This window comes from Exiguobacterium artemiae (assembly GCF_033342815.1).
Classification (GTDB): Bacteria; Bacillota; Bacilli; order Exiguobacteriales; family Exiguobacteriaceae; genus Exiguobacterium_A; species Exiguobacterium_A artemiae_A.
In genome coordinates this window covers 392,925-409,900 of sequence record NZ_JAWPEN010000001.1, presented here as the reverse complement: position 1 = coordinate 409,900, position 16,976 = coordinate 392,925, and the positions used below count along the sequence as shown (strand labels likewise).

The following is a 16,976-nucleotide window of genomic DNA, read 5'->3' as shown; positions in this document are numbered from 1 at the left end:
ACAAGCAAGTCCTATCGATTAACGTGTACCAGATCAGAGGAGGGAAATATTGATGAAGCAGGATATGCGCCAACTGATACTTGAACAAGTGAAAGAAGGAAAGTTGACGATTGACGAAGCGCTCGATAAACTCGAACGCTTCGAAGCGATCGATCAGAAGCAGTCGCCGGCAAGTGAGCATAAATACGTGGACGAACCGGAACAATACGACCGGGTCGATCATTATACGGTCGACTCCTTGACATCAAAAGTCATGTCAGCTTTTGACGGCCTCGTCAACCGGATCAAAGAGAGTGACTTGTCACTCAATCAAACGTCCGGACCGAACGTCACGTATGTCAAACAATTCCCGTTCAGCGGCGAGACGATTCATTTGGATTTATTTAATGCCAATGCGATTGTCGAACCGGGTGATTTGGAAGAGTGTGAACTGACCGTTACCGGTCGTCCGCTCCGTCAAGTGAACGAAGAACAAGCGCTGGAGCAACTGCAAGCAGCACTTCAGCACTCTGTTTCTGCGAACACGTTGTCGATTCGTCTGAAGGATAAACGCGTTCGCGCGACGGTTCACTTGAAGATTCCACGCCGTCACTATGAATCACTCGTCTTGCAGACGTTAAACGGTGAAGTCACGTTATCTTCGCTTGATGCGACGTCAGTGCAGCTGATGACAGCCAACGGACGGATTCATGTCCGTGACCTGTTCAGCGAAGAAGTGAAGACGTCAACCGCCAACGGTTCCATCGAAATCGAGGAATCGGAAATCAAGTCGTTAAAAGCGAAAACGGCCAACGGTCAAGTCATTGCGACCGGCGTGTTTGAGCGGTCTGACTTGAAGACGGCGAACGGTAACGTCCGGTGCGAACTGAAGACAGTCCAGGATGCGAAGATTCAAGCGTCGTCGCTTGCCGGAAGCATCGCCTTGATGTTGCCGCACGGTGCGGAAGTCTACGGTGAACTGGAAACGAACTTCGGCGGGCTGAACTGTAACCTTGACGAAATGGAATTGATTCGCGATCAAAAAGAAGTCGTCAACCGGAAACTCCACTTCCTGTCAGGTCGTGGTCGGACTCCGAAGATTGAAGTCGCCGCTGATACGAAGACGGGTACGATTTCCGTCACGCACGGTGTTCACTTAAGTCCGCAAGCTTTATAATCCGAGTCCTGTCCCTTGATTCTTAAGGGACAGGATTTTTTTGCCGAAAAAAGACGACCCGCTATCAGAAGATAGGGAGTCGCCGGATGAAATGCCGGTATGGATTAATAATTGTAGTCTTGATCCATCATCGGATCGTCAAAATTCATGTTTTCGAAGTTATTCATGTCATATCCAAACGATAAAAGTGTGATGACACCGACAATGGCAAGTACGATCGAGAGAATGATTAAGCCGATTCCCATCCAACTCTTGCGGCGTGAGCGGTTCCAGTAGAAAATGATAGCTAAAATGTACGAGATAAACGAACCGCTGATGAAGATTCCGATAATCGAGATAATGAAGAATAATAATGCCGTTTGATCCTGGTTGCGCGAATAGGCTTTCCACATATCGATCAAGGCGATGATAAGGTAAACAAAGCCGACGATGGCGAGAATTGCGAATAAAATCATGATGATAATAATGCCGATTCCGCTACCTGTTGATTCCATCATGATAAAACCTCCTTTTTTTCCTGTCTGTACTCCATTCCCAAGATTGCCCACTTCTAATCGAAATCCTTGATTTTGAGAAAAATATGGTACAATACTTCAAGTGAAAGGGGCTGATTGAGCGTGCAACCAAAAGTGCGAACAGCTGAAATCGTAAAGCAATTCAATTTAAAAATCGTCACCGGAGAAGAAGGACTGCACCGTCCGATTCTGACGGCTGATCTTTGTCGACCGGGTCTTGTCCTCGCCGGCTATTATGCCTATTACCCGGCAGAACGTCTGCAGATTCTCGGGAAAACGGAATTGACGTTTTTCAACAACCTGACGTATGAGGAACAGCTCGAGCGGGCAAACGTCCTCTGTACGGATGAGACACCGGGAATTTTGATTACACGTGGTTTTGATGTACCGGAAGCCATCGTCAAGGCAGCGGACGAAACGAACGTCCCTCTTTTGACGACGAAGGGACATACGACATCGGTCGAATCACAAATTACGAACTTCCTTGAAGCGGAGCTCGCACCGACAACGGCAATGCACGGCGTGCTCGTCGATATTTACGGCGTCGGTGTCTTCATCAAAGGGGCAAGCGGCGTCGGGAAATCCGAGACAGCCCTTGAACTCGTCAAACGGGGACATCGTTTAGTCGCTGATGATTCGGTCGAGATTCGTCAGACCGGCGACGGCATCCTTGTCGGGACCGCTCCGAAATTGATTCAGCATCTGCTTGAGATTCGCGGAATCGGTATCATTGATGTGATGACGTTATTCGGTGCCGGTGCCGTTCGCTCGCACAAGAAAATCAGCCTCGTCTGTAATTTGGAAATCTGGGATCAGGCGAAAGTCTACGACCGGGTAGGACTGGACCAGGAAACTTTACAAATCATCGATACGGAAATTCCGTTCTTGACGATTCCGGTTCGTCCCGGACGAAACCTGGCCGTCATCATCGAGGTGGCTGCCATGAACTATCGTCTGAAAAACATGGGCATCAATACAGCAGAAGAGTTTGCGGGACGTCTCGCGCAAGCGATTGAAGATGGGAACGGTGGTCTTTGATGGGAACATTAGCGAGTGTCCAACCGACGTTTGACCGGGTGGCGATTGAAATCGGGCCAATCCCGATCTATTGGTACGGGATCGTCATCGCACTTGGCGCAGTCGTCGGTCTGATGATTGCCATCTTTGAATCTAAACGGATCGGCTTTAACGAAGAATATGCCGTTGATGTCGTCATCTGGTCGATTCCGATCAGTATCATCTGCGCCCGGATTTATTACGTGGCGTTCGAATGGGATTATTATGGTCAGAATCTCGATCAAATCATCAACATCCGTCAAGGCGGGATTGCGATTCATGGTGCCATCATCGGTGCGATTTTGACTGTCCTGATTTATACACGCAAGAAAAACATCTCGTTTTGGCAAATTGCCGATATTTTGGCACCGTCGCTCTTGTTTGGACAAGCGGTCGGACGCTGGGGCAACTTCTTTAACCAGGAAGCCCACGGTGGCGAGACGACCTGGACCTTCCTGCAGGATACGTTGCACTTACCGGACTGGATCGTCAATCAGATGTACATTGACGGGGTCTATTATATTCCGACGTTCTTATATGAAAGTATCTGGAATATCATCGGTGTCATTCTGTTAATTGTTTGGCGGATGAAGTTCAATCCACGACGCGGTTACGTCTTCCTCGGTTACCTGATCTGGTACTCGATTGGACGTTTTTACATCGAAGGCTTACGGACGGACAGCTTAATGATGGGCGGCGGTCTCCGGACGGCGCAAATCGTGTCGATTTGTCTGATCATCTTCGGCGTCATCATGCTGTTTATCCGCAAAAATGCTGTCCGTTATTTGGATGGAACAAAACGGGAGGCGAAATGAACCGATGATTCAAACGATTCTCTTTGATCTCGACGGGACGTTGATTGATACGAATCCCCTCATTTTAAAAAGTTTTGCTCATACGCTCGATTATTATTATCCGGATCGGACCTTCACGGAAGCAGAACTGCTTCCGTTCATCGGACCGACGCTTGAAAAGTCGTTCTCGGAATTGAACGCCGACCAATGGAAAGAGATGGTCGCGTTTTACCGGAGTTACAACATTGCGATGCATGATGCACTTGTTCTTGAGTATCCGGGTGTGCTCGACGGATTACGCCGATTAAAGGAACAAGGTTATAAGATGGCAATCGTCACTTCAAAGAGCCGGCGTGTGGCGTTAAAAGGAATCGAACTGTTTGGACTGTCGCATCTGTTTGACGCTGTCATCGCGGCAGACGACGTGACGGAAGAAAAACCGGCCGTCGAACCGTTTGAAAAGGCGATGGCGTTGCTCGGTTCAACACGCGAAGAAACAATCATGGTCGGTGACAACGATACGGACATCCACGGCGGGAAAAATGCCGGTCTCAAAACCGTTGCCGTCGGCTGGGCCATCAAAGGACGTCCGTATCTCGAAGCGCTCGAACCGGATTTGATCATTGATTCGATGGAACAGTTGGGCGACTGGATTGAGGCTGAAAATGCCAAGGCGGACTGACCGGTATCACGTCGGAGCGACAAATCCGCTCTGGCATATGTATCGGACAGTATCGTTCTTCAAAGTCATGTGGTGTTTCATCATCATTACGATCGGCCGCTTCTCGCCGTCGCTCCGCTTCAAGAACAGTCTTTACCGGACGTGTTTACGGATGAAGATCGGCGACCGGACGGCACTGGCCTTGATGGTCATGCCGGATACGATGTTCCCGGAACGGATTACGATCGGCTCCAATACAATCATCGGCTTCAATACGACGATCCTCTGTCACGAATATTTGACGACAGAATACCGGATCGGCAACGTGACGATAGGAAATGACGTCTTGATTGGCGCAAACGTGACGATTTTACCCGGCGTGACGATTGGGGACGGTGCGATGGTCGGAGCCGGTTCCGTCGTCCATCGGGATATTCTGCCCGGGGAACGGGTGTCGAGTCAGCCGCTCCGCCGGCACGAAATGTGACGAAAATGTGAGAGGAAGGAGAGGACAAGATGAGTCATATCCGCTTTACGTATAAAACAGGAAAGTATTTCGGAAGATTATTTGCCGAACGTCCGCAAGGATTGGTCGTCGAGGTACTGGCCGTCGAGAAACACCCGGTTCAAGGTGATCTGCACAATCCGAATCAGGTCGACGTGCCGCTCTTCCATGTCCGTACTGCCTTACACCCGCACGAAAAAGTAACAGTTGCTCCCGGTGTCGTTTATGCCTATGAAGGCGAGATTCCGTGCTACGCCGAAAGCCTACGGCAAGCGTTCGACAAAGAAGTTGAACGGTTGAATGGACAAAACCCGCAAACGGATGCTTTCGTACAAAAATGCTTAGAGAATTACAAGGAACTGGAATCGATTTATGCGAAACGTTGGGGATAAACCCCGGCGTTTTTTTCTGTTGCAACGGTTTCCGAGATAGGTTATTCTTGTCTCTGCAACTACGAAACCAGATTTAGATCTATGGGGGCTTGAATCATGATGGAATTAACTGAATACAAAGCAGACCCCTTTGCGATTACAACGCGCCAAGCGGAGCTTTTTTATTTCCGCGGACGGAAGGCGCACCGGGAAGGGCGACTGGAAGAGGCGGTTTATCACCTTGATGAAGCAACGACGCTTCAGCCGAGTGATGTCCGTTATCTTTTACGTTACGCTCGTGTTTTGTTCGAGACAGGCGAGATCAATCATGCCAATGATGTCTTGAAGCAAGTGCGGACGCTCGACCAGTCAAATACCGAATCATTGTTTTATTTAGCGAATAACTACGCGCACGTCTCTTTATATGAAGAGGCAAAAAATTACGCGCTTGAATATTTATCTAGTGCACCAAACGGGAAACACGCAGAGGCATCGGCCGCGCTCGTGGAATTAATCGATCTCGAACAAGAGATGGAAGATGACGATGAGGATGAATTGATTCGTTTACATGCTCAGGCACAACGCCAAATCGATAAAGGGATGCTCTTTGCGGCACAGGAAACGCTTGAATCCCTGATCGTCCAGTATCCGACCTTCTGGCCGGCGTACAACAATCTTGCCATCGTTGAGTTTTACCTCGGTGAAAACGACCGGGCGTTTGCTTCACTGGAACAGGTTCTCGATGGAAATCCCGGAAACCTGCATGCTCTCTGTAACACGCTTGTGCTGTTGCACGAGATGGGACAGGATGAAGAAGCGCACCGTTTGTCGAACAAACTCGAGCACGTTCGCTCCGTCAACCTTGAGACACGCTACAAGGTCGCTTCGACGCTTGCCATCATCGGTCGTCACGATTTGGCCTACGAAGAACTGAAGTTGCTCGAACGCCGCGGTTACCGTGGAGATCCGTTGTTCGGACACTGGCTGTCGATCTCGGCCTTCAAGACGGGACACGTCGAAGAAGCGGCTGCGTTCCTTCAATCAGAAGAAGCGCAAAGTATGCGGGAAGAACAGGAAGCTTACGACATCCGTCATAACCTCCAGTTCCGCTCGGCTTTGATTCAAGCCTTGAAGACGGAAGACGACGTCTCACGGATTTTTACAGCGTTGTTACTCGGCAAGCTGAACGATGAAGAAGCCAAGCTTGCTTTGTCGATGATGCCGGAAGTAACGGATCATCCGGAGGTCCTCTTGCTGACGGAACAAATCATTCATGAGATGAACGGGGAGCACGACGTCGTCGATGCCCGGATTCACCGTGCCTTGATGACGATCCGCCTTGCGGAACGATTTGTCTCGGATGAAGAACGGATGAGCCTCGAAGGTGATTTTTACGAACGGTTTGCGCGACTCGTCTTAAGCGGTGAAACGTTTGATTCGGTCGAACAGTCGGCTGCGGCTCTGATTTATTTATTCCATGATGTCCGCGACGGCATGTTGATTGAGGACTGTGCGGCACTCGTCCACGTTTCCTTTGAGGATACGGCAGCGATGATCCGTGCCTATCAACGACTTTTAAACCCGGCCCGTGCAAAGTGTTAGACGTTTGTACGATTCTCACCTATACTCAAGTTACAACGAAAATACAGATGGGGTGGAATCATGACAGAAACTGAACAGAAAATTTATGACGTTATCATTATTGGTGCCGGTCCTGCTGGAATGACAGCAGCACTTTACGCATCACGTGCGAACCTTTCAACATTGATGATCGAACGCGGTATTCCGGGCGGACAGATGGCCAATACGGAAGACATCGAAAACTATCCCGGCTACGACAGCATTCTCGGACCGGATCTTTCACAAAAAATGTTCGACCACTCAAAAGCGTTTGGTGCAGAATATGCATACGGCGACGTCCGCAGCATTGAAGACGGTCCGGCTTTCAAGACCGTCCATGCTCACAACAAGGATTACCATGCCCGTGCGATCATCATCGCTTCAGGAGCGCAGTACAAGAAAATCGGTGTTCCGGGTGAGGAAGAACTCGGCGGACGCGGAGTGTCATACTGTGCAGTCTGTGACGGTGCGTTCTTTAAAGAAAAAGAACTGTTCGTCATCGGTGGCGGTGACTCGGCTGTCGAAGAAGGTGTCTACCTGACGCGCTTCGCGAAAAAAGTCACGATCGTTCACCGTCGTGAAGAATTACGTGCTCAAAAAATTCTTCAAAAACGGGCATTCGACAATCCGAAAATCGACTTCATCTGGAACCATACGGTCAAACAGATCAACGAAGATAACGGAAAAGTCGGCGGCATTGAATTGATCAATACGAAAACAGCGGAAACAACGACGTATCCAATCGATGGCGTCTTCATCTACATCGGGATGAACCCGATCACAGGATATGTGCAGGATCTTGGTATTCTGAACGACCAAGGCTATGTCGTGACAAACGAAGCAATGGAAACGAACATCAAAGGCATTTTTGCAGCCGGCGACGTACGTGAAAAAACACTTCGTCAAGTCGTCACAGCGACGAACGACGGTTCGATTGCTGCGCAAAACGCGCAACACTACATCGAAGCCTTGCTTGAAGAATTACAGGAATCATCACAAGTCTAATTCAAGATCCAGCTTGGTTGGGAGGCTCTTCCATCAAGCTGGCTCTTTTTTTATGTTATACTGACATGAGAGTGAAAAATACACACGGAACTGTTGTCTGGAGGGCGAAGAGATGGAACAGAATCAACCGCAACTGGTCATCATTACAGGAATGAGCGGCGCCGGCAAAACGGTCGCAATGAATAGCTTTGAAGACTTGGGCTATTTTTGTGTCGACAATTTACCGCCGACGTTACTGCCGCAATTGATCGAAGTCATTGGGCAGGTGCGTCCGAAAATCGCCGTCGCCATCGATACACGGGCTCGTGATTTCATTGACAGCTTCTTTGTCGTCTATGAAGATTTGAAGAAAACGAATCTGCAAATCCGGATGCTGTATCTCGATGCCCGTAATGACGTACTCGTCCGCCGGTACAAAGAATCCCGCCGGTCGCATCCGCTCGCACCGACCGCGTCTCCGTTAATCGGTATCGAGCGGGAACGGACGTTGCTCGAAGGATTCCGCGATAAAGCCCAGTTGCTGATGGATACGAGTGACATCAAACCGCTTGCCTTAAAGGAACGGATCTTAAAAGAGTTTACGGAAGGGGAACGGATTCCGTTCACCGTCAATGTCATGTCGTTCGGATTTAAGCACGGTCTGCCGCTCGACGCTGATCTCGTCTTCGATTTACGTTTCCTGCCGAACCCGTTTTATATTCCGGAACTCCGTCCGAAAACGGGACTTGATCTCGAAGTCTCGTCGTACGTCATGCAGTGGCCCGAAGCGAAGCTGTTTTATAAAAAGCTCGTCGATATGCTCGAATTCCTGATTCCCCAGTACGAACGGGAAGGAAAATCACAGCTTGTCGTGGCACTCGGTTGTACCGGCGGCAAACACCGGTCGATCACGTTTGCCGAAGCAATCAGCAAAGAGTTCAAGAATCAATACCATATCGTGACGAATCATCGGGATTACGTGCACGCGAAGGAGGAGAAGTAATGAAATGGGAACGAAAAGTCGTCGCTGTCGGCGGGGGAACGGGCCTATCGACTCTTTTGCGCGGATTAAAACATTACCCGCTTGATATCACGGCCATCGTCACCGTCGCGGATGACGGCGGAAGCTCGGGCCGTCTACGGACGGAGTTTAATATGTTACCGCCGGGCGACATCCGAAACGTCATCGTCTCGCTCTCGAAATCGGAGACGTTGATGGACCGGATCATGCAGTACCGCTTTGAGACGGGGGAAGGTCTGCACGGACATTCGCTCGGGAATTTAATGCTGACGGCAGCGACGCAACTCTGTAACGGATCATTCGTCGAAGCGATCGGTGTCATGGGACAGTTGTTGAATGCTGAAGGAAAAGTCTATCCGGCAACTGAGCGGACGATTACGTTATGTGCCGAGTTTGAGGACGGAACGATCGTCAAAGGGGAGTCCTTGATTCCGAAAGTCGGTAAAGTCATCGAACGGATTTTCCTTGAAGAAGAGAATGTCCGTCCGGTTCCGGAAGCGATTCAGGCGATTCTCGATGCCGACGTCATCGTCCTTGGTCCTGGCAGTCTCTACACAAGTGTCATTCCGAACGTTCTGATTGAAGAAATCCGGGACGCGATCAAGCAGGCACTCGCACCGGTCGTCTATATTTGTAACGTCATGACGCAGCCGGGTGAGACGACAGCCTTTACGGCAAACGATCACCTGAATGTCCTGGAGAAGTTCCTCGGCAAAGGGGTCATCGATACGATTATCGTCAACAACGAATCGATTGATGTCAGTTACCTGCGGAAGTACCAAAAAGATCATGCTGACATCGTGACCTATGATGAATCGAGTTTTGAAGAAGCTGGAATTGAAGTACTCGCGGACGATATCGTGGACTATAACCACCACTTCATCCGTCATGACTCAGATGCCGTTGCAAGCCTGGTCATGCGGAAAGTTCTATCCATCCGACGTGTGCGTCAGTTCGAAGGGAAGGAGGAATTGACGTGAGTTTTGCATCAGAAGTCAAAAAAGAATTAACACAAATCGCCATCACCGATCATGAAATGAAGGCGGAACTTGCCGCCTTGGCACGGATGAACGGAGCGATCTCATTCGGACTCGGACGTGGACTGACACTGGATATCTCGACGGAAAACGCATCGATTGCCCGCCGTATTTATTCCTTGCTCAAACGGGCGTATGCTGTCCATCTGGATTTACTGGTCCGGAAAAAAATGCGTTTGAAGAAAAATAATGTCTACATCGTCCGTGTTAAACAACAGGCGGATAAGATTTTACAGGACCTCGGGATTTTAGGGGAAGGGTTTACGATGATCCGTTCAATCAGCGATTCAATCCTCAAGGACGAACGGCGTGCCCGGGCGTACTTACGCGGCGCCTTTTTGGCCGGCGGATCGTTAAACAATCCGGCGACGTCTTCGTACCATCTGGAAATCTTCAGTCTGTACGAAGAACATAATGCCGCCTTGCGCAGCCTGACGAATCAGTTTGATTTGAATGCAAAAGCGATCGAACGGAAAAAAGGACATATTCTCTACATCAAGGAAAGTGAGAAGATTTCTGATTTTCTCAAACTCGTCGGAGCGACGTATTCGATGTTACGGTTTGAAGATGTCCGGATTTTAAAAGACATGCGGAATTCGGTCAACCGACTCGTCAACTGTGAGACGGCAAACCTCAACAAAACGGTCGGGGCGGCACTGCGCCAGGTCGAGAACATCAAGTTTCTGGAACGGACGGTCGGACTCGACGTTTTGCCGGATAAATTAAAAGAAATCGCCATCTTGCGGGTCACACATCAGGACGTGACGTTACAGGAGCTCGGTGAGATGGTCGAGAGCGGTTCCATCTCGAAATCCGGGATCAATCATCGATTGCGCAAGATTGATCAAATCGCGGATAAAATCCGAAACGGGGAATCGATGACCGGTGCTCTTTAGGGAGTAACTTGCGAGATGAACCATAGTCTACTATAATATATAGTCGATGCAACTAAATGTTCGAATTAAGGAGTTTTTGAAATGGCTAATGAGAAAAAACGTATTTCGCTGACAGTTGATGCGAAGTTTGATGAAGTGCTTACGAAAAAAGCGAAAACGATCGGTGTGCCAAAAAGTACGCTCGTCGCATTTGCGACATCGTTGTTCCTGAAGCAATTGCAGGCGGAAGAAGAACTTTCACCACATGCGAACGGAATCTACACATTGATTCGCGAAAACCATGATATCGTGTCTGATATCACAGATTTGATCGACTAAACAACAGGGATCTCTGTTCTGTGTCTGTTCCGAGAGGAGTGGGCAACGGACGGAGGTCTTTTTTTGTGCACAAAAAAACCGTCCTCGCAAATTGCGAAGACGGTCAGGTGAAGATTACGCACGTTCCATGACGCGGTCGATTAAACCGTAGTCAGCTGCTGCTTGAGCCGACATGAAGTTATCGCGCTCTGTATCACGCTCGATGACTTCAAGTGGCTGTCCTGTGTTTTCAGCCATAATTTTGTTGAGGTGCTCACGCATTTTGATGATACGTTCCGCATGGATTTTGATATCCGATGCTTGACCTTGTGTACCACCGAGTGGTTGGTGAATCATGATTTCAGCGTTAGGAAGAGCGAAACGTTTTCCTTTAGCGCCGGCTTGAAGCAAGAATGCACCCATTGAAGCAGCCATTCCGATACAAATCGTTGAAACTTGTGGTTTGATGAAGTTCATTGTATCGTAAATCGCCATACCTGCTGTGATTGAGCCACCCGGGCTGTTGATGTAAAGTGAGATTTCTTTATCTGGATCTTCTGCTGCTAGGAAAAGTAACTGGGCAACGACTGAGTTGGCGACGTTGTCGTCAATCGCGCTCCCGAGAAGGATGATTCGGTCTTTGAGCAAACGTGAATAGATATCGTAAGCACGTTCCCCGCGGTTGGTTTGTTCGATGACTGTTGGAATTAACATAGTCTTTGCCTCCTTATGGTTGGTATGTAGCACATATTCGACTTGTCCTTATCATAATCCTTTGGTCAATATTGGTCAAAAGATACGCTGTAGGTTTTATGTATTTTTCCTGAAACAGTTCCTGTTAAACATATCAATATAGAAAAAAGGCAATACCGTAAACGGCATTGCCTGAAGATTCAAGTATGGTACACCCGGAGAGATTTGAACTCCCGACACCTGGTACCGGAAACCAGTGCTCTATCCCCTGAGCTACGGGTGCATGTTTGTACTGAACAATTAATAGTATACCGACATTTTTTCAGAAAAGCAATACCAGATTTGTGAGTTTATCGATTTTTTGTCAAAACGTAAGAGACGATTGAAGCGGTATCCTTCCTATATAATGAAAGTGGAATCAAATTAAACGAGGAAACGGGAGGTGAGCAGATGGAACAAAGGCAGGAACAAGCGCAACGTCTTGTGATGTCGGCAGCCCAGTTGTATCAATTGACGGTTTTGGAAGAAACGCAGGCGGAACTCGAGGAGCGGCTGTACCGGATCATCCGTCGTGCCGGACGAAACGAACATAATGGAAGAAAAATGATTCCGCCGGATTTAGAGCAGGTTGCAGACCGGATTGATTCGTTTGAAGCGGAACTTCTTCAGCAAATACGTTTAGAATCGGTCAGACAGGAAATAAGATATATGGCGGAACAACTCATCATGTACTTAGACGCGGATGGATTACTCAGAACGACAGACGCACGACTGGCGACCTTGCTCGACAGTGAGGAGACGATCATCAAACAGGCACGGCAACTGCTCCAGCAATGTGAACCAACGGGAATTGCGGCACGCTCGGAAGCAGAGTGTCGCTTGTTGCATGCCATCGAGCTCGAGGATAACCGTTTGATTGATTTGCTTACTGCACTGTCGGACGGACAGCCGTTAAAAGCCGTACTGGATGACGAAACAGAGCGGCGACAGATGAAGCAACAAATGGAACGGTTGCCGAAGACACCGGTCTTACCGGTATCGACGACCATGACGATACCGGAGGCCGATATCATTTGCCTGGACGGTCAGGTGCAAATCCAGTGGTCTTCCTTACCAATCGATACGTCCTGGACGGATCTTGCGGAAGCAAAACCGTTTCTCAGCGCTTATGAACGACGGCGTAACACGTTGCATGCAATCCTCGATGTCATCGTGGAGCGGCAAATACGTTGGTTCAAAGGAGAGCTGCATTTGGAACCGTTGACGAAAAAAGAGGTAGCCGAACAAACGGGATACCATCCGTCGACGGTTGGTCGGGCAATCGTCCACAAAACAATTCGGACGATCCATGGAACGCTCGAACTTGAAAATTTTTTCGTCTCGAAGACGCAAAGCGGCACATCGAGCTTTTTAATCAAGGCCCGAATGGCGCAACTGATCCGGGAAGCAACCGGACCGCTGTCCGATCAGCAGATTGCCGACCGTCTCGAACGGGAAGGCATCCAAGTCGCCCGGCGGACCGTCGCAAAGTACCGGGCAGGTCTGAACCTGACCCGGTCTGACATGACGAAACGACGAGAGGCGAATGAATGATGCCATCAAAAGAACACACGACCTTAACACTGTATTCACGTCCCGGATGTACGCTATGTGAGGAAGCCGCCTTCTTACTTGATTTCGTGCTCGATGAATTTCCCGATTGGACATTCGAAGAAGTGAACATTGAAGAAGATGCGGCGCTCAGTCTCCGATTTTTATATGAAATTCCTGTCGTCATGCATCAGTCTGAAATTTGGAGTTATGGCAAATTTGAGACAGAGGCGATAAGAAACCGCTTACTTGAAAAAACTTAAAGGGCGAGGCTTGAATCCTTGTACGAGGGCTGTTATGATGAGGATGTACCAAGTGGGACAAGATATGACACGCGGGACGTAAAGTGTCCAGCAATTTGAGAGGAGCGGGAATACATGATTCGGCAGTTAGTACAGATCCAAAAGCGAATCGTGCCTGATCTGATCGAAGAAATGCAGACACGTTACGACATCCTTCATTATGTCCGGCTCATGCAGCCGATCGGCCGGCGGACCCTGGCGACAAGCCTTGGCTTGACGGAACGGGTGTTACGCCGGGAAGTAGACTTCCTGAAAGAGCAAGGGTTGCTCGAAGTGGCGACACAGGGAATGTCTTTGACGGATGAAGGGCGGATCGTCTTACGAAGTATGCACAGTGTGATGGCAGAACTGGCCGGGATTTCCGATATGGCGAAAGCCTTAAAGGAAAAACTGGGTGTCCGGGATGTCGTCATCGTACCGGGAGATTCGGATCAAACCTTCTGGGTGCAACGCGATATGGGACGTGCGACGGTCGCACGTTTGAAACGAGAACTTTCTTCATCTGTACACAACACGATTGCAGTCACAGGAGGTACGACGATGGCTTCCGTCGCGGCGATGATGTCGCCCGATAAGGAAAACCGTCCGATGACATTCGTCCCGGCACGTGGCGGCTTAGGTGAAACCCTTGAATTACAAGCGAATACGGTCTGCTCACGGATGGCATCCCGTGCACAAAGTGATTATCACTTACTGCACATTCCAGACATGGTCAGCAAGGAAACGTTTGTGAAAATGGTGGAAGAGCCAAGCATTAAAAATGTGTTACAAATGATTAAAGATGCCTCAATCGTGGTACATGGAATTGGTGAGGCAAAAACGATGGCAAAACGCCGTCGCGCTTCGACCGAATTACTGGAACAGCTTGAACAGGAACATGCGGTAGCGGAAGCATTTGGTTATTACTTCGATCGGGACGGAAAGATTGTGCACCGGGTGAAGACGGTTGGTCTTCAGCTCGACGACTTAAAAAAAGTCGAACACGTCATCGTCGTCGCCGGCGGACATTCCAAAGCGGAAGCAATCAACGCGTATGTCAAACAGTCCCCGGATATCATCCTGATTACGGATGAAGGGGCAGCAACAACGATTTTGAAAGGGTAGCCCCCTTTTGAATAATAGATAACTCGCTTTACATTAAAAGGAGGAAAATTATCATGGCAGTAAAAGTTGGTATTAATGGATTTGGACGTATCGGACGTTTGGCACTTCGTCAAATTCTTCAGTTTGACGGAATCGAAGTAGTCGCAATCAATGACCTTACAGACACTAAAATGCTTGCACACCTCTTGAAATATGATACGACTCAAGGTCGTTTCGACGGAGAAGTTGAAGTTCATGACGGTTACTTCCTCGTTAACGGTAAAGAAATCAAAACACTTGCTAACCGCAACCCAGAAGAACTCCCATGGGGCGAGCTTGGTGTTGACATCGTTCTCGAATGTACTGGTTTCTTCACAGACAAAGAAAAAGCTGAGCTTCACTTAAAAGCCGGCGCTAAAAAAGTCGTTATCTCAGCACCTGCTACTGGCGACATGAAAACAGTTGTCTTCAACACGAACCACGAAATCCTTGACGGAACTGAAACAGTTATCTCTGGTGCTTCATGTACTACAAACTGTCTCGCGCCTATGGCTAAAGTTCTTCAAGATCAGTACGGAATCGTTCAAGGTCTCATGACAACAATTCACGCTTACACTGGCGACCAAAACACACTCGACGCTCCACACCCTAAAGGTGACTTCCGTCGTGCACGTGCAGCGGCAGCTAACATCGTTCCTAACTCAACTGGTGCTGCTAAAGCAATCGGTCTTGTTCTTCCAGAACTTCAAGGTAAACTTGACGGTGCAGCACAACGTGTACCAGTCGCTACAGGTTCACTCACTGAGCTCACAACAGTTCTCGAGAAGAAAGTAACAGTTGAAGAAGTTAACGCAGCAATGAAAGCAGCTGCTAACGAATCTTACGGTTACACTGAAGACGAAATCGTTTCTTCTGATATCGTTGGTATCTCTTACGGATCACTCTTCGATGCAACACAAACGAAAGTCGTTACAGTCGGCGACAAACAACTCGTTAAAACAGTTGCTTGGTATGACAACGAAATGTCTTACACTAGCCAACTCGTTCGTACACTCAAACACTTCGCACAAATCGCTAAGTAATTCGAGCAATTAAATAGCAATTGAATAAGAGCGGAAACGATACAGTCTCCGCTCTTATTGCGGAAAAAAAGTCTGGAGGGGCGTTTCAGCCCCTCACTATACGTAAGAGACGGAGGACGAATGTATGAATAAGAAATCAATTCGCGATATCGATGTAAAAGGAAAACGCGTGTTTACACGTGTGGACTTCAACGTACCGCTTGAAGACGGCAAAATCACAGATGACACACGGATCCGTGCAGCCCTTCCAACAATCAAACACTTGGTTGAAGGCGGAGCAAAAGTCATCCTCGCGAGCCACATGGGACGTCCAAAAGGCGAGAAGAACCCTGAGTTCTCACTTGCACCAGTCGTAGCACGCCTCAGCGAACTGCTTGGTAAAGACATCAAGCTCGTTGAAGAAGCATACGGCCCGGTCGCTGAAGAAGCGGTCAGCAAGCTTGAAGAAGGAGACGTCATCGTTCTTGAAAACGTTCGTTTCTACCCAGGCGAAACGAAAAACGATCCTGAACTTGCAGAAGGATTTGCGAAACTTGCAGACATCTTCGTCAACGATGCATTCGGTGCAGCCCACCGTGCACACGCGTCAACAGAAGGTATCGCACATCACGTCGATACAGCTGTTGCCGGTTTGTTGATTGAAAAAGAACTTCAAGTTCTCGGTAAAGCCCTCTCAAACCCGGATCGTCCGTTTACAGCGATCATCGGCGGTTCGAAAGTCGCTGACAAAATCGGCGTCATCGATCACCTGCTTGATATCGTCGATACGTTGATCATCGGTGGAGGATTATCTTATACGTTCCTCAAAGCTCGTGGTATCGAAGTCGGTACTTCACTTCTCGAAGTCGACAAAATCGACCAAGCGAAGGAATTCATGAAGAAAGCAGAAGACAAAGGCGTGAAACTCTTGATGCCGGTCGACTGTGTCATCACGAAGGAATTCGGAGAAGAAACATATGTTGGACCACGTGACATCACAGAGATCCCAGCGGATCACATGTCACTCGATATCGGTCCAAAAACAGTTGAACTGTATGCAGAAGCAATCAAGAACTCGAAACTCGTTGTCTGGAATGGACCAATGGGTGTGTTCGAACTTGATAAATATGCAAACGGAACAAAAGGTGTCGCTCAAGCGTTAGCGGACAGCGATGCATACTCGATCATCGGTGGTGGAGATTCTGCTGCAGCGGCTGAGAAGTTTGGTCTTGCAGATAAAATGAGTCACATTTCAACTGGTGGCGGCGCAAGCCTCGAGTTCATGGAAGGAAAAGCTCTTCCAGGTGTCGAAGCGCTTAACGACAAGTAATCTA

Annotated in this window: 19 protein-coding genes and 1 tRNA gene; 17 read left to right on the top strand and 3 right to left on the bottom strand. The window is 48.8% G+C overall.

What is annotated here, in order from left to right:
* The first annotated feature begins 52 nt into the window (after positions 1-52).
* Positions 53-1,156 carry a DUF4097 family beta strand repeat-containing protein gene (locus R7V76_RS02065; RefSeq protein WP_318091091.1) on the top strand — a complete coding sequence of 368 codons (1,104 nt, stop codon included), beginning with the start codon at positions 53-55 and terminating at the stop codon, positions 1,154-1,156.
* A gap of 104 nt (positions 1,157-1,260) precedes the next feature.
* On the opposite strand, the gene R7V76_RS02060 is transcribed toward R7V76_RS02065, so the two are convergent.
* Positions 1,261-1,653 (bottom strand): hypothetical protein, encoded by a 393-nt coding sequence (locus R7V76_RS02060; RefSeq protein WP_214765785.1) that lies wholly within the window; start codon positions 1,651-1,653, stop codon positions 1,261-1,263.
* A gap of 120 nt (positions 1,654-1,773) precedes the next feature.
* On the opposite strand from R7V76_RS02060, the gene hprK reads away from it, so the two are divergent.
* From hprK to R7V76_RS02005, 11 genes are all read left to right on the top strand, one after another.
* Positions 1,774-2,709: an HPr(Ser) kinase/phosphatase gene (gene hprK / locus R7V76_RS02055; RefSeq protein WP_012371278.1), complete on the top strand. Its 936-nt coding sequence runs from the start codon at positions 1,774-1,776 to the stop codon at positions 2,707-2,709.
* Positions 2,709-3,542 carry a prolipoprotein diacylglyceryl transferase gene (lgt, locus tag R7V76_RS02050; RefSeq protein WP_318091089.1) on the top strand — a complete coding sequence of 278 codons (834 nt, stop codon included), beginning with the start codon at positions 2,709-2,711 and terminating at the stop codon, positions 3,540-3,542. Before hprK ends, lgt begins: the two co-directional genes overlap by 1 nt.
* A 4-nt stretch (positions 3,543-3,546) precedes the next feature.
* Positions 3,547-4,203 (top strand): pyrophosphatase PpaX, encoded by a 657-nt coding sequence (gene ppaX, locus R7V76_RS02045; RefSeq protein ID WP_318091088.1) that lies wholly within the window; start codon positions 3,547-3,549, stop codon positions 4,201-4,203.
* Complete coding sequence (locus tag R7V76_RS02040; protein ID WP_318091086.1) at positions 4,187-4,669, top strand: acyltransferase; 483 nt, start codon at positions 4,187-4,189, stop codon at positions 4,667-4,669. Before ppaX ends, R7V76_RS02040 begins: the two co-directional genes overlap by 17 nt.
* Before the next feature lie 29 nt (positions 4,670-4,698).
* Complete coding sequence (gene kapB, locus R7V76_RS02035; RefSeq protein WP_318091085.1) at positions 4,699-5,079, top strand: sporulation phosphorelay system protein KapB; 381 nt, start codon at positions 4,699-4,701, stop codon at positions 5,077-5,079.
* A 96-nt stretch (positions 5,080-5,175) separates the two neighbouring features.
* Complete coding sequence (locus R7V76_RS02030; RefSeq protein ID WP_318091084.1) at positions 5,176-6,660, top strand: tetratricopeptide repeat protein; 1,485 nt, start codon at positions 5,176-5,178, stop codon at positions 6,658-6,660.
* A 60-nt stretch (positions 6,661-6,720) separates the two neighbouring features.
* Positions 6,721-7,683: a thioredoxin-disulfide reductase gene (trxB, locus tag R7V76_RS02025; RefSeq protein ID WP_012371272.1), complete on the top strand. Its 963-nt coding sequence runs from the start codon at positions 6,721-6,723 to the stop codon at positions 7,681-7,683.
* A 112-nt stretch (positions 7,684-7,795) separates the two neighbouring features.
* Complete coding sequence (gene rapZ / locus R7V76_RS02020) at positions 7,796-8,665, top strand: RNase adapter RapZ (RefSeq protein ID WP_012371271.1); 870 nt, start codon at positions 7,796-7,798, stop codon at positions 8,663-8,665.
* Complete coding sequence (locus R7V76_RS02015) at positions 8,665-9,663, top strand: gluconeogenesis factor YvcK family protein (protein WP_318091083.1); 999 nt, start codon at positions 8,665-8,667, stop codon at positions 9,661-9,663. Before rapZ ends, R7V76_RS02015 begins: the two co-directional genes overlap by 1 nt.
* Positions 9,660-10,616 carry a DNA-binding protein WhiA gene (gene whiA, locus R7V76_RS02010; RefSeq protein WP_012371269.1) on the top strand — a complete coding sequence of 319 codons (957 nt, stop codon included), beginning with the start codon at positions 9,660-9,662 and terminating at the stop codon, positions 10,614-10,616. Before R7V76_RS02015 ends, whiA begins: the two co-directional genes overlap by 4 nt.
* An 81-nt stretch (positions 10,617-10,697) precedes the next feature.
* The gene (locus tag R7V76_RS02005) at positions 10,698-10,934 is read left to right on the top strand and encodes a hypothetical protein (RefSeq protein ID WP_012371268.1); all 237 of its coding nucleotides are present in this window, start codon (positions 10,698-10,700) and stop codon (positions 10,932-10,934) included.
* Between the two features lie 114 nt (positions 10,935-11,048).
* On the opposite strand, the gene clpP is transcribed toward R7V76_RS02005, so the two are convergent.
* Together clpP and R7V76_RS01995 are read right to left on the bottom strand one after the other, a co-directional pair.
* A complete protein-coding gene (gene clpP / locus R7V76_RS02000; protein ID WP_255412930.1) occupies positions 11,049-11,660 on the bottom strand; it encodes an ATP-dependent Clp endopeptidase proteolytic subunit ClpP in 612 nt (203 codons plus the stop codon).
* A 153-nt stretch (positions 11,661-11,813) separates the two neighbouring features.
* A tRNA-Arg gene (locus R7V76_RS01995) sits at positions 11,814-11,889 on the bottom strand.
* 167 nt (positions 11,890-12,056) lie between these two features.
* Between R7V76_RS01995 and R7V76_RS01990 the strand changes: the two genes are divergently transcribed.
* The 5 genes from R7V76_RS01990 (at position 12,057) to R7V76_RS01970 (ending at position 16,972) form a co-directional block, all read left to right on the top strand.
* Complete coding sequence (locus R7V76_RS01990; protein ID WP_318091081.1) at positions 12,057-13,199, top strand: RNA polymerase factor sigma-54; 1,143 nt, start codon at positions 12,057-12,059, stop codon at positions 13,197-13,199.
* Complete coding sequence (locus tag R7V76_RS01985) at positions 13,196-13,459, top strand: glutaredoxin family protein (RefSeq protein WP_290827582.1); 264 nt, start codon at positions 13,196-13,198, stop codon at positions 13,457-13,459. Before R7V76_RS01990 ends, R7V76_RS01985 begins: the two co-directional genes overlap by 4 nt.
* A gap of 114 nt (positions 13,460-13,573) precedes the next feature.
* Entirely contained in the window at positions 13,574-14,602 is a 1,029-nt protein-coding gene (locus tag R7V76_RS01980) for a sugar-binding transcriptional regulator (protein WP_318091080.1), read from the top strand.
* A gap of 53 nt (positions 14,603-14,655) precedes the next feature.
* A complete protein-coding gene (gene gap / locus R7V76_RS01975; RefSeq protein ID WP_114595122.1) occupies positions 14,656-15,663 on the top strand; it encodes a type I glyceraldehyde-3-phosphate dehydrogenase in 1,008 nt (335 codons plus the stop codon).
* A 124-nt stretch (positions 15,664-15,787) separates the two neighbouring features.
* On the top strand, positions 15,788-16,972 hold the full coding sequence (locus R7V76_RS01970) for a phosphoglycerate kinase (RefSeq protein ID WP_318091079.1): 1,185 nt from the start codon (positions 15,788-15,790) through the stop codon (positions 16,970-16,972).
* Positions 16,973-16,976 lie beyond the last annotated feature (4 nt).